Source organism: Enterobacter cloacae complex sp. 2024EL-00227, from assembly GCF_043945315.1.
Lineage (GTDB): Bacteria > Pseudomonadota > Gammaproteobacteria > Enterobacterales > Enterobacteriaceae > Enterobacter > Enterobacter roggenkampii.
This window is the reverse complement of record NZ_JBIMQP010000015.1, coordinates 17,104-30,031: the sequence shown is the minus strand read 5'-3', so window position 1 is coordinate 30,031 and position 12,928 is coordinate 17,104. Positions and strand designations below refer to the sequence as shown.

Below are 12,928 nucleotides of genomic sequence, written 5' to 3'. Positions count from 1 at the left end.
GCGTCGAAATAAAATTGGCAAAGAGATTTAACAATAGATGTGACCTGTCTCTCTAATTGGTTGCCAAGTGGCGCAAGTTTACGCAAAATGCCGCTCATTCAATGGCAAACCTTATTGTTAACATGGCTACAGCAGACTGAGGCAACCGGCGTCGCAGAGAATTAACTAATTGAAAAAATTAAAGATTAATTATCTGCTCATCGGCATTGTAACGTTGCTGTTGGCAGTGGCCCTCTGGCCTTCCATCCCCTGGATCGGCAAAGCCGAAAACCGTATCGCCGCCATTCAGGAGCGGGGGGAATTGCGCGTCAGTACCCTTAACTCTCCGCTGATTTACAGCGACATCAACGGCAAAATCATTGGTCTGGATTATGAACTGGCACAACAGTTCGCCGATTATCTTGGCGTGAAGCTAAAAATCACCGTCCGCCAGAATATCAACCAGCTGTTTGACGACCTCGATAACGACGATGCCGATATGCTGGCCGCCGGGCTGGTGTATAACAGCGAGCGCAGCAAAAACTATCAGCCGGGCCCGACCTACTACTCCGTTTCGCAGCAGCTGGTTTATCGCGTCGGGAGCCTGCGCCCGCGCTCGCTGGCGTCGATTAACGATCGGCAGCTGACGATTGCCCCCGGCCACGTGGTGATTGACGATCTGCGCGAGCTCAAGGAGAAGAAATATCCCGACCTGAGCTGGACGGTGGATGCGAAACTCGGCACGACGGAGCTGCTGGAGCAGGTAAAAGATCAGAAAGTCCCCTACACCATCGCCGATTCGGTCGCGATCAGCCTGTTCCAGCGGGTGCATCCTGAAATCGCCGTGGCGCTGGACGTCACCGACGAGCAGCCAGTGACCTGGTTTACTCAGCTCGACGACGATCAGACCCTCTCTGCCGCGATGCTCGATTTCTTCAACACCATGAATGAAGACGGTACGCTGGCGCGCCTGGAGGAGAAGTACCTCGGGCATGGTGATGACTTTGACTACGTTGATACCCGCAGCTTCCTGCGTGCGGTAGACAGCGTCCTGCCGGACCTGCAGCCGCTGTTCGAAAAATACGCCCAGGAAATTGACTGGAAACTGCTGGCGGCTATTTCTTATCAGGAATCCCACTGGGATACCCAGGCCACGTCTCCGACTGGCGTACGTGGTTTGATGATGTTAACCAAAAATACCGCGCTGAGCCTGGGCGTCAATGACCGTACCGACGCGGAACAGAGCATCAGCGGCGGCGCGCGCTACCTGCAGGATATGATGGCCAAAGTCCCGGAAACGGTGCCGGAAGAGGAGCGGATCTGGTTCGCGCTGGCGGCCTACAATATGGGCTATGCGCATATGCTGGATGCGCGAGCGCTGACGGCCAAAACGAAAGGCAACCCGGACAGCTGGTCAGACGTAAAACAGCGGCTGCCGCTGCTGAGCCAGAAGCCATGGTATAACAAGCTGACGTACGGCTACGCGCGCGGGCATGAAGCCTACGCCTACGTGGAAAATATCCGTAAATATCAGATTAGCCTGGTCGGGTATCTGCTGGAGAAAGAGAAAGAGGCGACAGAGGCCAAACGGCTGGCTCAAAGTTACCCTGTCGTGGCGCCGGACGAGCTTAACCGTCCGTCGGCTTCAATTCTGCCTTTTGCTGCTTTTTCTGCTGACGGCGCATTCGAAAGAAATCGCTTAATAGCCCCGAACACTCTGGTGCAAGCACCCCGCCGATAGTCTTTACCTGGTGGTTCATCCCCGGGTGACCCAGCACGTCCATCAGCGAACCGGCCGCGCCGGTTTTTTCATCTCGCGCACCGAAGACCAGAGTTCCGATCCGGCTGTGTACCATCGCCCCGGAGCACATCACGCACGGCTCCAGCGTCACATACAGCGTGGTATCAAGCAGGCGATAGTTTTGCAGCACCAGACCGCCCTGACGAAGCGCCATGATTTCGGCGTGCGCCGTCGGATCGTGGCGGCCAATGGGACGGTTCCACCCTTCACCAATCACCTGGTTATTGTGGACCAGCACGGCGCCCACGGGCACTTCGCCCTCGTCCCAGGCACGCTGAGCGAGCGTTAGCGCGTGGCGCATCCAGTATTCATGCGAGAATTCAGGGTTGGACAACGGTTGATACTCCAGTCGAAAAGCGGGCGGCATTATACACACCCCTTATGGATAAGACTATTCGAGTTGCTGAAGTTCACCTGATGGCGTGACGCGCCAGCGGTGCTGGCAAAAATAGAGCAGCGGGTTGTCCTGCTTGCTGTCGCTGTAGCCGCTGTACAGGCGCAGTGGCGTGCCGATACGTTTTTCCAGCTGGACCACTTTTTCATGACCCAGGCAGCGCATCGTCAGCACCCAACCGCCGTAACCGCGGGCAATTTGCGTGGCGATAAGATTCACGCGCGGAAGCCAGGGGGTATCAAAGTAGACCTGCTCCACCAGCGTCTGCGGGGAGCCGGTAATCAGCCAGATGTCGGCATCGTTCGCGTCGAGGTAGCCGGTCAGGCGCGCCTGCACCACCGGGAATGCGGCAACGTGGCCGCGGAACCACTGCGCAAAATCCTGCTCGAGCTGTTTGAGGCGCGCTTCGCTGTGCCCAAACGTACATCCCCACAGCAGCAGGCTCATCGGCCATCGCGCCGCACGGCCCTTCACCAGCAGCGCGATCCCAATAACAGGTAAGAGCGGTAGCACGAGCAGCGCATTCAGAGGCTGACGCCGCAGCAGGTAACGCATAAACGTACCAAACATATCCTGCTGATGCAGCGTGCCATCCAGGTCGAAAAAGACAACGCGACGCCCGTGATTTGCCAAACCTTACTCCTCTGGGTCGTTGAAACCTAACAGCCAGGTAAACAGGAACCCGGCGATCACCGCTACTAAATAGCCTAACAGATAGAGCACCACTTTTCCGGTCACGATGGTTAATGCCAGCGGTAACCCCGAGAGACCAAAGGTGATGACGGTTGCAACTTTCCAGTAGCTGATCAGCGCCCCGCCTACCGCGCCGCCCAGACAGGCCGCGAGGAACGGTTTACCCAGCGGCAGCGTAACACCGAAAATCAGCGGCTCGCCAATGCCGAGCAGTCCGACCGGGAGTGCGCCTTTAATCATTTTTTTCAGACGCGCGTTGCGGGTTTTCATCAGTACCGCAATTGCCGCGCCGACCTGCCCTACACCCGCCATCGACAGGATAGGCAGCAGCGCGTTATAGCCGTGCGCCTGCACCAGCTCGACGTGGATCGGTACCAGCCCCTGATGCAGGCCGGTCAGCACCAGCGGCAGGAAAGTACCCGACAGCACCGCGCCCACTAACAGGCCGCCGCGGTCAATCGCCAGCGACGCACCGTGGGCAATGGCCTCAGAGATCCACCCGCCTAACGGCTGGAGTGCCACAATCGCTACGCTACCGGTAATCAGCGTGGTCAGCAGCGGGTTGAGAATCAGCTCGATAGAGCCTGGCAGAACCGCGCGCAGCCGTTTCTCGATCCAGCACATCAGGATGACCACCAGCAGCACCGCGATCACCCCGCCGCGGCCCGGCTGGAGCGCCTCACCAAACAGCGTAATTTGCGCCAGCTGCGGGCTGGACAAGATGCCCGCCATCACCCCGCCCATCGCCAGCGATCCGCCAAACACCTTCGCGGTATTCACCCCGACCAGAATGTTCATGATGGCGAACACCGCGCTGCCGAAGATCCCGAGAATTCCCAGCAGGTTCGGATACTGCGTGGCGAAATCCCCCACAATATCCGGGCGCTTGAGGATATTGATGATCCCGGTGATCAGGCCTGAGGCAATAAACGCCGGGATCAGCGGAATAAAGACGTTTGCCAGCTGTCGCAGCGCATCGCTCATGGGGGCTTTGTATTTCGCCTTTGCCTGGGCTTTGGTGCGCTCAGCATCGTCAATCGATACGCTCGCACTCACGCCCATCAGCGCGCGCATGGCATCGACAACCTGCGCCGCTTTCCCTGGGCCGACGATCAGCTGGTGCTGCTGCCCCTGCTTCACGTAGCCGCTGACGCCGGAAAGCTGCTTCAGACGCGGCACGTCAAGCTGGTCGTCGTCATGCACCTCGACGCGCACGCGCGTCATGCAGTTTTCGAGACGCTGAATATTTTGTTCCCCACCAATCCCCTGCAGGATGCCGCTGGCGAGCGCTGCTGTTTTGTCCATACACGCCTCTGTTAGTGTTCTAATGCCGCCCGTAAGAAACCGTTATGCGCATCGAGTTTGGCTCTTGCGGCCGCCGCATCCAGCCCGCTTAAGATCATCAAAATGGCCGGTTTAACATCGTGATCGGTCTGTTTGAGTACCGCTTCCGCCTCTTCGCGGCCTGCGCCCGTCGCCTCCATCACCATGCGGCAGGCTCTGTCCACCAGCTTGACGTTGGTGGCCTGCATATCCACCATCAGGTTCTGATACACCTTGCCGAACTTCACCATCGCGCCGGTGGAGATCATATTGAGCACCAGCTTTTGCGCGGTCCCGGATTTCAGGCGCGTGGAGCCGGTGAGCGCTTCCGGCCCGACAACTGGCGAGATAGCAATAGCGGCCACCTGCGCAATCGGTGAGCCAGGGTTGCAGGAGATGGCGACCGTCGTGCAGCCGGTCTGGTTGGCGTATTCCAGCCCGCCAATCACGTACGGCGTACGCCCGGATGCCGCCAGCCCGACCACCAGATCCTTCGCGGTCAGATTAAGATCCTTCAGGTCATCCTCGCCCAGCTGTTTGTTGTCTTCCGCCCCTTCAACGGCTTTCAGCAGCGCACCGGGGCCACCGGCGATCAGCCCAACTACCAGTCCATGCGGGACCCCAAAGGTTGGCGGACATTCTGACGCGTCCAGGACCCCTAAACGCCCGCTGGTCCCCGCCCCCATGTAAATAATGCGTCCACCGGCCTTGAGGGCGTCCGCAGCCGCATCGACCGCTTTCGCCACCTCGGGTAATGTCTCTTTCACTGCCTGCGCGACCAGCGTATCCTGTTGATTAAAGCGGTTAACCAGCTCCAGGGTGGAGAGCGCATCCAGATCCATGGTTTGCGGGTTACGTGTTTCAGAAACAAGTGAGCCAAGATTCATTTTTGTACCTCAAGAATTTTTAATTCATAATAATCACACTATAATGGAATATAAAATTCATTCAGGCGAGCAAAATCCGTATTTGCGCAGATAATCACATTTTCGCCAGGAGACCGTATGAACTGTTTAATTCGCATTCGTCAGCGCTACGCAGGCTTTGCCCAAAGCGACAAGAAGCTGGCGGATTTTCTGCTTTCTCAACCCGACCACGCGCGCCATCTCAGCTCGCAGCAGTTGGCGAGTGAAGCCGGGGTGAGCCAGTCCAGCGTGGTGAAATTTGCGCAGAAGATTGGCTTTAAGGGATTCCCCGCCCTCAAGCTGGCGATCAGTGAAGCGCTGGTCAGTAACCCTAACCCGCAGTCCATGCCGGTGCATAATCAGATCCGCGGAGACGATCCGATGCGGCTGGTCGGTGAAAAGCTGATCAAAGAGAACGTGGCGGCCATGCATGCGACGCTCGATGTGAATACGGAAGAGAAGCTGCTGGAGAGCGTGGCGATGCTGCGCGGCGCGCGGCGGATCGTTCTGACCGGCATCGGCGCGTCCGGACTTGTGGCGCGTAACTTTGGCTGGAAGCTGACAAAAATTGGCCTTAACGCCATCGTCGAGCAGGATATGCACGCCCTGCTGGCGACCGTACAGGCGATGGATCCTGACGATCTGCTGCTGGCGATCTCCTATTCCGGCGAGCGCCGTGAGATCAACATGGCCACCGACGAAGTCCTGCGCGTCGGCGGTAAAATTCTGGCGATCACCGGTTTTACGCCGAATGCCCTACAGCAGCGGGCCACGCGCTGTTTATATACCATTGCCGAGGAACAGGCCACGCGCAGCGCGGCTATCTCGTCCACCAGCGCACAAATGATGCTGACGGACCTGCTGTTTATGGCACTGGTGCAGCAGGATCTGGAGCGTGCGCCCGAGCGCATTCGCCACAGCGAAGAACTGGTAAAGAAACTGGTTTGACGCGTATAATGCCCGCCCAGTTTGTGTTGTTTCTGAGAATTTCCTGATGGCGCTGTTAATTACCAAAAAATGCATTAATTGCGATATGTGCGAGCCCGAATGCCCGAACCAGGCCATTTCGATGGGCGACAGCATTTATGAGATTAACAGTGACCGCTGCACGGAATGCATCGGCCACTATGAGACGCCGACCTGTCAGAAAGTGTGCCCGATCCCCAATACCATCCTGAAGGATCCGGCACACGTCGAGAGCGAAGAGCAGCTGTGGGATAAGTTTGTCCTGATGCACCACGCGGACAAACTTTAACTTTCGATGATCACCGTTGCGCTGGCATAGTGACGCTCATCCGCGATCGTCACGTGCATGTGATTCACGCCCAGCTTCTCGGCCAGCTTTTGCGCCTCGCCCCATAAGCGCAGGCTTGGCTTACCCAGCTCATCGTTAAACACTTCAAACTGGTTGAACGCCAGACCGTTACGAATGCCGGTCCCGAAGGCTTTGGCGGCCGCCTCTTTTACCGCAAAACGCTTCGCCAGAAAACGCACCGGCTGCTGATGCGCTTCCCAGATGGCCCATTCGTTATCGCTCAGCACGCGCCTTGCGAGGCGATCGCCGCTGCGGGCGATCACCGCTTCAATGCGGGCTATTTCAACGATATCGGTGCCTAAGCCCAGAATGGCCATTACTGACGCGCTTCCAGCATCAGGCGTTTCATTTCTGCGACCGCCTCTTTCAGGCCGCTCATCACCGCGCGCCCAATGATCGCGTGACCGATGTTCAGCTCGTGCATTTCCGGGATGGCGGCAATCGCCTTCACGTTATGGTAGGTCAGGCCGTGACCGGCATTGACCTTCAGACCCAGGCTCGCCGCGTAGGTGGCCGCTTTAGCAATACGCTCCAGCTCTTTCGCCTGCTCGGCATCGTTTTTGGCATCGGCATAGCAGCCGGTGTGAATTTCGATATACGGCGCGCCCACGTCGGCTGCCGCTTTAATCTGGGTGAAGTCGGCGTCAATAAACAGCGAAACCAGGATACCGGCATCAGCCAGGCGCTTGCAGGCATCGCGCATTTTGTCGAGCTGGCCGGCCACGTCCAGACCGCCTTCGGTCGTGACTTCCTGGCGTTTTTCCGGCACCAGGCAGCAGAAGTGCGGCTGGGTCTCGCAGGCAATGGCGAGCATCTCTTCGGTGACCGCCATCTCCAGATTCATACGGGTGTCCAGCGTCTGACGCAGAATGCGAACGTCGCGGTCAGTGATGTGGCGACGGTCTTCACGCAGGTGAACGGTAATGCCGTCGGCGCCAGCCTGTTCAGCGATAAACGCCGCCTGAACCGGATCGGGATACGCCGTGCCGCGCGCATTACGCAGCGTGGCGATGTGATCGATGTTGACGCCTAACAGTAATTCAGCCATGACAATCCTCGGTATTTTGGTTCATTTCCCTCCCCCTCTCCCTCCGGGAGAGGGCTGGGGTGAGGGGGAAAAACGTTAACGTTTCGGCACAAACTGCCTGAATAATTCGCGGCTCTTTAAGGGCTTGCCGCCAAGATACGGCTTGAGGGCAATCCGGGTAAAGCGTTTTGCTGCGCGCAGGGTATCCTGATCGGGAAACTCGCGCTCATAAAGCGCCCGGAGCTGACGCCCGGTAAAGGTGCTGTTGTCAATCACGACGCTGGCAATGAAGCCTTTTTCTTCGCGGTAGCGGTAGGTCATGGTGTCTTCCACTTCGTCACCGCTGCCCGCACAGTGCAGAAAATCGACCCCGTACCCAAGATGGCCCAACAGCGCCAGCTCAAAACGCCGCAGCGCAGGCTCGGGCGTACCGGTTGCGCCAGCCAGCGCCTGGATACAGTGCAGATAATCAAAGAAAAGTTCAGAGAAGCGGGTCTCATGTTCAAGAACGCGTGAGATGAGTTCATTGACATACAGACCGCTGTAGAGCGTGATGCCTGAGAGAGGAAGCGCCAGGGAGACGGCTTCGGCGCTGCGCAGGGTTTTGACTTCCCCTCGCCCACCAAAGCGGACCAGCAACGGCGTGAAAGGCTGTAAGGCACCTTTCAGGTTAGAACGTTTGGAACGTGCGCCTTTTGCAACAAGGCGCACGCGGCCCGACTCTTCCGTGAAGACGTCCAGCATCAGGCTGGTTTCGCTCCAGGGACGACTATGCAGGACAAAGGCGCGCTGCCATCCATCCATATGCTCGTCGTCTTGTGTTACTGGTCTTCGCCGTAACCGAGGCTGCGCAGAGCACGCTCATCATCGGCCCAGCCAGATTTCACTTTCACCCACAGTTCAAGGTGAACCGGCGCTTCGAACATCTCCTGCATGTCCTTTCGGGCTTCGATGCCGATGGTTTTGATCTTGGCGCCTTTATTGCCGATCACCATCTTCTTCTGCCCTTCACGCTCAACGAGGATCAGGCCGTTGATGTCGTAGCCGCCACGCTCGTTGCTCTGGAAACGCTCGATCTCCACCGTCACAGAGTACGGCAGTTCAGCGCCCAGGAAACGCATCAGCTTTTCACGGATGATTTCAGACGCCATAAAGCGCTGAGAGCGATCGGTGATGTACTCTTCCGGGAAGTGATGAATCGCTTCCGGCAGATGTTTGCGCACGATGCCCGCGATGGTATCCACGTTCAGCCCCGTCTCCGCAGACAGCGGAACGATGTCGAGGAAGTTCATCTGGCTACCGAGCCACTGCAGATGCGGCAGCAGATCTGCCTTTTCCTGCACGTTGTCAACTTTGTTGACGGCGAGGATGACCGGCGTTTTGCCGTCGCGCAGCTTGTTCAGCACCATCTCGTCGTCCGGCGTCCAGCGGGTGCCTTCCACAACGAAAATCACCAGCTCCACGTCGCCAATCGAGCTGCTCGCCGCCTTGTTCATCAGACGGTTGATGGCACGCTTCTCTTCCATGTGCAGGCCCGGGGTATCGACGTAGATCGCCTGATACGCGCCTTCAGTATGGATACCGACGATGCGGTGACGCGTGGTCTGCGCCTTACGCGAGGTGATAGAAATCTTCTGCCCAAGCAGATTATTCAACAGGGTGGATTTGCCGACGTTCGGACGTCCGACGATGGCAATAAATCCGCAATAGGTCTTTTCTTCGCTCATTCCAGCTCCAGCATTTTTAACGCCTGTTCGGCGGCAGCCTGTTCAGCCTTACGACGGCTTGAACCTGTGCCCACCACCGGTTCACTCAGGCCACTGACCTGGCAATGAATGGTAAATTCCTGATCGTGCGCTTCGCCACGAACCTGCACCACCAGATAAGATGGCAGCGGCAGATGACGGCCCTGCAAATATTCCTGCAGACGCGTTTTGGGATCTTTTTGTTTATCGCCCGGGCTGATTTCGTCCAGACGGGTCTGATACCAGTTCAGGATCAGCTTTTCGACGGTCTGGATATCGCTGTCCAGGAACACACCACCAATTAATGCTTCGACCGTATCGGCAAGAATAGATTCACGACGGAAGCCGCCGCTTTTCAGTTCGCCCGGCCCAAGACGCAGACATTCGCCCAGCTCAAATTCGCGCGCGATTTCCGCAAGGGTATTACCCCGAACCAGCGTGGCACGCATGCGGCTCATATCACCTTCATCCACGCGCGGGAAACGATGATAAAGCGCATTCGCAATCACGAAACTTAAAATAGAGTCGCCTAAAAACTCGAGACGCTCATTATGTTTGCTGCTGGCACTGCGGTGGGTTAATGCCTGTTGCAACAACTCCTGATGATGAAAAGTGTAGCCCAGCTTCCGTTGAAGCCGATTAATTACGATGGGGTTCATGCGATACCAATAAATGAATGCGTCAAAAATGCAGCACACGAAACCGACCTGAGAAAACCAACGCGGTTTCGTGTGCCGTGGCACCCTTGCAGGGCCAACCTTAAACTTCGGGGGAATATTCTATACACAACGACAGGGGATGTCGTTAGTTCGAAGAGATTTATCGGTGAAATAATTCATGTAGCCGCGTTAATTCGCGGCTACACGTTCATTTAGTGAGAATTAATGGATTCCGCCAATACGATTCAGGCGTACGCCGGTCGGCCATTCACCTTCCTGCTTCTCAAAACTCATCCAGATTGCGGTCGCTTTACCGACCAGATTCGCTTCCGGCACAAAGCCCCAGTAACGGCTGTCCGCAGAATTATCGCGGTTGTCACCCATCATGAAGTAATGGCCTGGCGGTACAATCCAGCTTGCCAGCTGCTGGCCCGGCTGACGATAGTACATACCCACTTGATCCTGCGCGATTGGCACGGTGAGGATACGGTGCGTCACGTCACCCAGCGTCTCTTTGCGCTCAACCAGACGAATACCGTTATCTTTGGTTTCGCCTTTCGGTACCTGGAAGAATCCGCTGCTCGCTTCGCCGCCGTTTTGACGGGCAAAGGTCTGCACAAAATCACTTGGCTCAACGTTCGAGTAAGTGATTGGCAGCGCGTTTTCACATGCGGTACCGGAGCTGCAGCCTGGCTGAACGGTGACTTCTTTCGCAACCGGATCGTAAGTCACTTTGTCACCCGGCAGACCTACCGCGCGCTTGATGTAGTCCAGGCGCGGATCTTCCGGATATTTGAACACCACGATGTCGCCACGTTTCGGATGACCGGTCTCGATCAGCGTTTTCTGGTAGATCGGATCTTTAATGCCGTAGGCAAACTTCTCTACCAGAATAAAATCACCAATCAGCAGCGTTGGCATCATTGAACCTGATGGGATCTGGAACGGTTCGTAAATAAACGAACGTACCACCAGCACAATCGCCAGCACCGGAAACACCGAGGCGCCCGTTTCCAGCCAGCCCGGTTTCGGACCGACTTTCTTCAGGGTTTTCGCGTCAATACCATCGCCAGTGGCTACCTGTGCGGCAGCCTGACGTTCACGACGTTTTGGGGCGAAGATAAACTTATCCAGACACCACAGCAGACCTGTCACCAGGGTAGCAATGACCAGGATCAGGGCAAACATGTTCGCCATGCCAACTCCTTAGGGTTATTTGCCGTCTTTACCAACATGAAGGATGGCAAGGAATGCTTCCTGCGGCAGCTCGACGTTACCGACCTGCTTCATACGCTTCTTACCTTCTTTCTGCTTCTGCAGCAGCTTTTTCTTACGGCTGACGTCACCGCCATAGCACTTCGCCAGAACGTTTTTACGCAGCTGTTTCACGGTAGAACGCGCGATAATGTGGTTGCCAATGGCCGCCTGAATCGCGATATCGAACTGCTGACGCGGGATCAGATCTTTCATCTTCTCAACCAGCTCGCGGCCACGGTATGGCGCATTGTCGTTGTGGGTGATCAGCGCCAGCGCATCCACACGCTCGCCGTTGATCAGCACGTCCACACGCACCATGTTGGAGGCCTGGAAGCGTTTGAAGTTGTAATCCAGTGACGCATAGCCACGGGAGGTGGACTTCAGACGGTCGAAGAAGTCGAGTACCACTTCCGCCATCGGGATTTCGTAGGTCAGCGCCACCTGGTTACCGTGGTAAACCATATTGGTCTGCACGCCGCGCTTCTCAATACACAGCGTAATGACGTTACCGAGGAATTCCTGCGGCAGCAGCATGTGACATTCGGCAATAGGCTCACGCAGCTCGTGAATATTGTTCAGCGGCGGCAGCTTGGACGGGCTGTCGACGTAGATCACTTCTTTCGAGGTGGTTTCAACTTCATACACTACCGTCGGCGCGGTGGTAATCAGGTCCAGATCGTATTCACGCTCCAGACGTTCCTGAATGATCTCCATGTGCAGCAGGCCGAGGAAGCCGCAGCGGAAGCCGAAGCCCAGCGCCGTTGAGCTTTCTGGCTCGTAGAACAGGGAGGCATCGTTCAGGCTCAGTTTGCCAAGCGCATCACGGAAGTTTTCATAGTCGTCAGAGCTGACCGGGAACAGGCCCGCGTAAACCTGCGGTTTCACCTTTTTAAAGCCTGGCAGCGCTTTTTCTGCCGGGTTACGCGCACCGGTCAGGGTATCGCCCACCGGCGCACCGAGGATGTCTTTGATGGCGCATACCAGCCAGCCTACCTCGCCGCATGTCAGCTCGGTACGGTCAACCTGTTTTGGCGTGAAGATACCCAGACGGTCGGCGTTATAGACCTGCCCGGTACTCATAACCTTGATTTTGTCGCCTTTGCGCATAGTGCCGTTTTTGATACGCACCAGGGAGACAACGCCCAGATAGTTATCGAACCAGGAGTCGATAATCAGCGCCTGCAGCGGGGCATCCGGATCGCCTTCCGGGGCCGGAATATCACGTACCAGACGTTCCAGAACGTCAGTCACGCCGACGCCGGTTTTCGCAGAGCAGCGCACGGCATCGGTCGCGTCAATGCCGACAATATCTTCAATCTCTTCCGCGACGCGCTCAGGATCGGCGGCTGGCAGGTCAATCTTGTTCAGAACCGGCACAACTTCGAGATCCATTTCCATCGCGGTGTAGCAGTTTGCCAGGGTCTGGGCTTCTACGCCCTGCCCGGCATCGACTACCAGCAGCGCGCCTTCACAGGCCGCGAGCGAGCGTGAAACCTCATAGGAGAAGTCAACGTGGCCTGGGGTGTCGATAAAGTTCAGCTGATAGGTTTCGCCATCAGCCGCCTTGTAATCCAGCGTGACGCTCTGCGCCTTGATGGTGATACCGCGTTCGCGTTCCAGGTCCATGGAGTCCAGAACCTGGGCTTCCATTTCACGATCAGACAGGCCACCGCAAATCTGGATAATACGGTCAGACAGCGTCGACTTACCGTGGTCAATGTGAGCAATGATCGAAAAGTTACGTATGTTCTTCATATAGTTAAATAATTATGCCTTACGAATTCCTGGAGGCCGCTGTTCTTAGCCTGACGTTTTTCAGTGCGAAAACGC

14 protein-coding genes are annotated in these 12,928 nt (G+C 56.7%); 3 read left to right on the top strand and 11 right to left on the bottom strand.

All coding sequences use genetic code 11. The features are described from left to right. The first annotated feature begins 169 nt into the window (after positions 1–169). Complete coding sequence (gene mltF, locus ACHH0Z_RS20960; RefSeq protein ID WP_021241875.1) at positions 170–1,720, top strand: membrane-bound lytic murein transglycosylase MltF; 1,551 nt, start codon at positions 170–172, stop codon at positions 1,718–1,720. Here the strand turns inward: mltF and tadA are convergent. The 4 genes from tadA to murQ are packed head-to-tail and all read right to left on the bottom strand — an operon-like array spanning position 1,608 to position 5,077. Beyond that, on the bottom strand, positions 1,608–2,147 hold the full coding sequence (gene tadA / locus ACHH0Z_RS20955) for a tRNA adenosine(34) deaminase TadA (RefSeq protein ID WP_008502172.1): 540 nt from the start codon (positions 2,145–2,147) through the stop codon (positions 1,608–1,610). The two genes, mltF and tadA, sit on opposite strands and share 113 nt — an antisense overlap. 24 nt (positions 2,148–2,171) lie before the next feature. Next, the gene (gene yfhb / locus ACHH0Z_RS20950) at positions 2,172–2,807 is read right to left on the bottom strand and encodes a phosphatidylglycerophosphatase C (RefSeq protein WP_021241877.1); all 636 of its coding nucleotides are present in this window, start codon (positions 2,805–2,807) and stop codon (positions 2,172–2,174) included. A 3-nt stretch (positions 2,808–2,810) separates the two neighbouring features. After that, the gene (locus tag ACHH0Z_RS20945) at positions 2,811–4,172 is read right to left on the bottom strand and encodes a PTS transporter subunit EIIC (protein WP_008502174.1); all 1,362 of its coding nucleotides are present in this window, start codon (positions 4,170–4,172) and stop codon (positions 2,811–2,813) included. Positions 4,173–4,183: 11 nt separating this feature from the next. Then, the gene (gene murQ / locus ACHH0Z_RS20940) at positions 4,184–5,077 is read right to left on the bottom strand and encodes an N-acetylmuramic acid 6-phosphate etherase (protein ID WP_045406029.1); all 894 of its coding nucleotides are present in this window, start codon (positions 5,075–5,077) and stop codon (positions 4,184–4,186) included. A gap of 117 nt (positions 5,078–5,194) precedes the next feature. Between murQ and ACHH0Z_RS20935 the strand changes: the two genes are divergently transcribed. Next, on the top strand, positions 5,195–6,043 hold the full coding sequence (locus ACHH0Z_RS20935) for a MurR/RpiR family transcriptional regulator (RefSeq protein WP_023294330.1): 849 nt from the start codon (positions 5,195–5,197) through the stop codon (positions 6,041–6,043). Between the two features lie 46 nt (positions 6,044–6,089). Next, positions 6,090–6,350 carry a YfhL family 4Fe-4S dicluster ferredoxin gene (locus ACHH0Z_RS20930; protein WP_008502177.1) on the top strand — a complete coding sequence of 87 codons (261 nt, stop codon included), beginning with the start codon at positions 6,090–6,092 and terminating at the stop codon, positions 6,348–6,350. Here ACHH0Z_RS20930 and acpS read toward each other — a convergent pair. The 7 genes from acpS to lepA form a co-directional block, all read right to left on the bottom strand. Beyond that, entirely contained in the window at positions 6,347–6,727 is a 381-nt protein-coding gene (gene acpS, locus ACHH0Z_RS20925; protein WP_023294331.1) for a holo-ACP synthase, read from the bottom strand. The genes ACHH0Z_RS20930 and acpS overlap by 4 nt on opposite strands. Continuing rightward, on the bottom strand, positions 6,727–7,458 hold the full coding sequence (gene pdxJ, locus ACHH0Z_RS20920; protein WP_008502179.1) for a pyridoxine 5'-phosphate synthase: 732 nt from the start codon (positions 7,456–7,458) through the stop codon (positions 6,727–6,729). The genes acpS and pdxJ overlap by 1 nt, the downstream gene beginning before the upstream one ends. Before the next feature lie 75 nt (positions 7,459–7,533). Beyond that, a complete protein-coding gene (gene recO / locus ACHH0Z_RS20915) occupies positions 7,534–8,241 on the bottom strand; it encodes a DNA repair protein RecO (protein WP_008502180.1) in 708 nt (235 codons plus the stop codon). Positions 8,242–8,258: 17 nt separating this feature from the next. Next, positions 8,259–9,164, bottom strand: a complete 906-nt coding sequence (gene era, locus ACHH0Z_RS20910) for a GTPase Era (RefSeq protein WP_008502181.1) — start codon at positions 9,162–9,164, stop codon at positions 8,259–8,261. Then, entirely contained in the window at positions 9,161–9,841 is a 681-nt protein-coding gene (gene rnc, locus ACHH0Z_RS20905; protein ID WP_003860711.1) for a ribonuclease III, read from the bottom strand. Before rnc ends, era begins: the two co-directional genes overlap by 4 nt. A 222-nt stretch (positions 9,842–10,063) precedes the next feature. Then, positions 10,064–11,038 (bottom strand): signal peptidase I, encoded by a 975-nt coding sequence (gene lepB / locus ACHH0Z_RS20900; protein ID WP_044597786.1) that lies wholly within the window; start codon positions 11,036–11,038, stop codon positions 10,064–10,066. Between the two features lie 15 nt (positions 11,039–11,053). Then, the gene (gene lepA / locus ACHH0Z_RS20895) at positions 11,054–12,853 is read right to left on the bottom strand and encodes a translation elongation factor 4 (RefSeq protein WP_008502183.1); all 1,800 of its coding nucleotides are present in this window, start codon (positions 12,851–12,853) and stop codon (positions 11,054–11,056) included. Positions 12,854–12,928: the final 75 nt, after the last annotated feature.

Excerpts from the sequence above, each read along its gene's own strand:
- rnc (WP_003860711.1), bottom strand. The coding sequence starts at position 9,841 with ATGAACCCCATCGTAATTAATCGGCTTCAACGGAAGCTGGGCTACACT.
- acpS (WP_023294331.1), bottom strand. The coding sequence starts at position 6,727 with ATGGCCATTCTGGGCTTAGGCACCGATATCGTTGAAATAGCCCGCATT.
- ACHH0Z_RS20930 (WP_008502177.1), top strand. The coding sequence starts at position 6,090 with ATGGCGCTGTTAATTACCAAAAAATGCATTAATTGCGATATGTGCGAG.
- lepA (WP_008502183.1), bottom strand. The coding sequence starts at position 12,853 with ATGAAGAACATACGTAACTTTTCGATCATTGCTCACATTGACCACGGT.
- ACHH0Z_RS20945 (WP_008502174.1), bottom strand. The coding sequence starts at position 4,172 with ATGGACAAAACAGCAGCGCTCGCCAGCGGCATCCTGCAGGGGATTGGT.
- lepB (WP_044597786.1), bottom strand. The coding sequence starts at position 11,038 with ATGGCGAACATGTTTGCCCTGATCCTGGTCATTGCTACCCTGGTGACA.
- tadA (WP_008502172.1), bottom strand. The coding sequence starts at position 2,147 with ATGCCGCCCGCTTTTCGACTGGAGTATCAACCGTTGTCCAACCCTGAA.
- era (WP_008502181.1), bottom strand. The coding sequence starts at position 9,164 with ATGAGCGAAGAAAAGACCTATTGCGGATTTATTGCCATCGTCGGACGT.
- pdxJ (WP_008502179.1), bottom strand. The coding sequence starts at position 7,458 with ATGGCTGAATTACTGTTAGGCGTCAACATCGATCACATCGCCACGCTG.
- murQ (WP_045406029.1), bottom strand. The coding sequence starts at position 5,077 with ATGAATCTTGGCTCACTTGTTTCTGAAACACGTAACCCGCAAACCATG.
- ACHH0Z_RS20935 (WP_023294330.1), top strand. The coding sequence starts at position 5,195 with ATGAACTGTTTAATTCGCATTCGTCAGCGCTACGCAGGCTTTGCCCAA.
- recO (WP_008502180.1), bottom strand. The coding sequence starts at position 8,241 with ATGGATGGATGGCAGCGCGCCTTTGTCCTGCATAGTCGTCCCTGGAGC.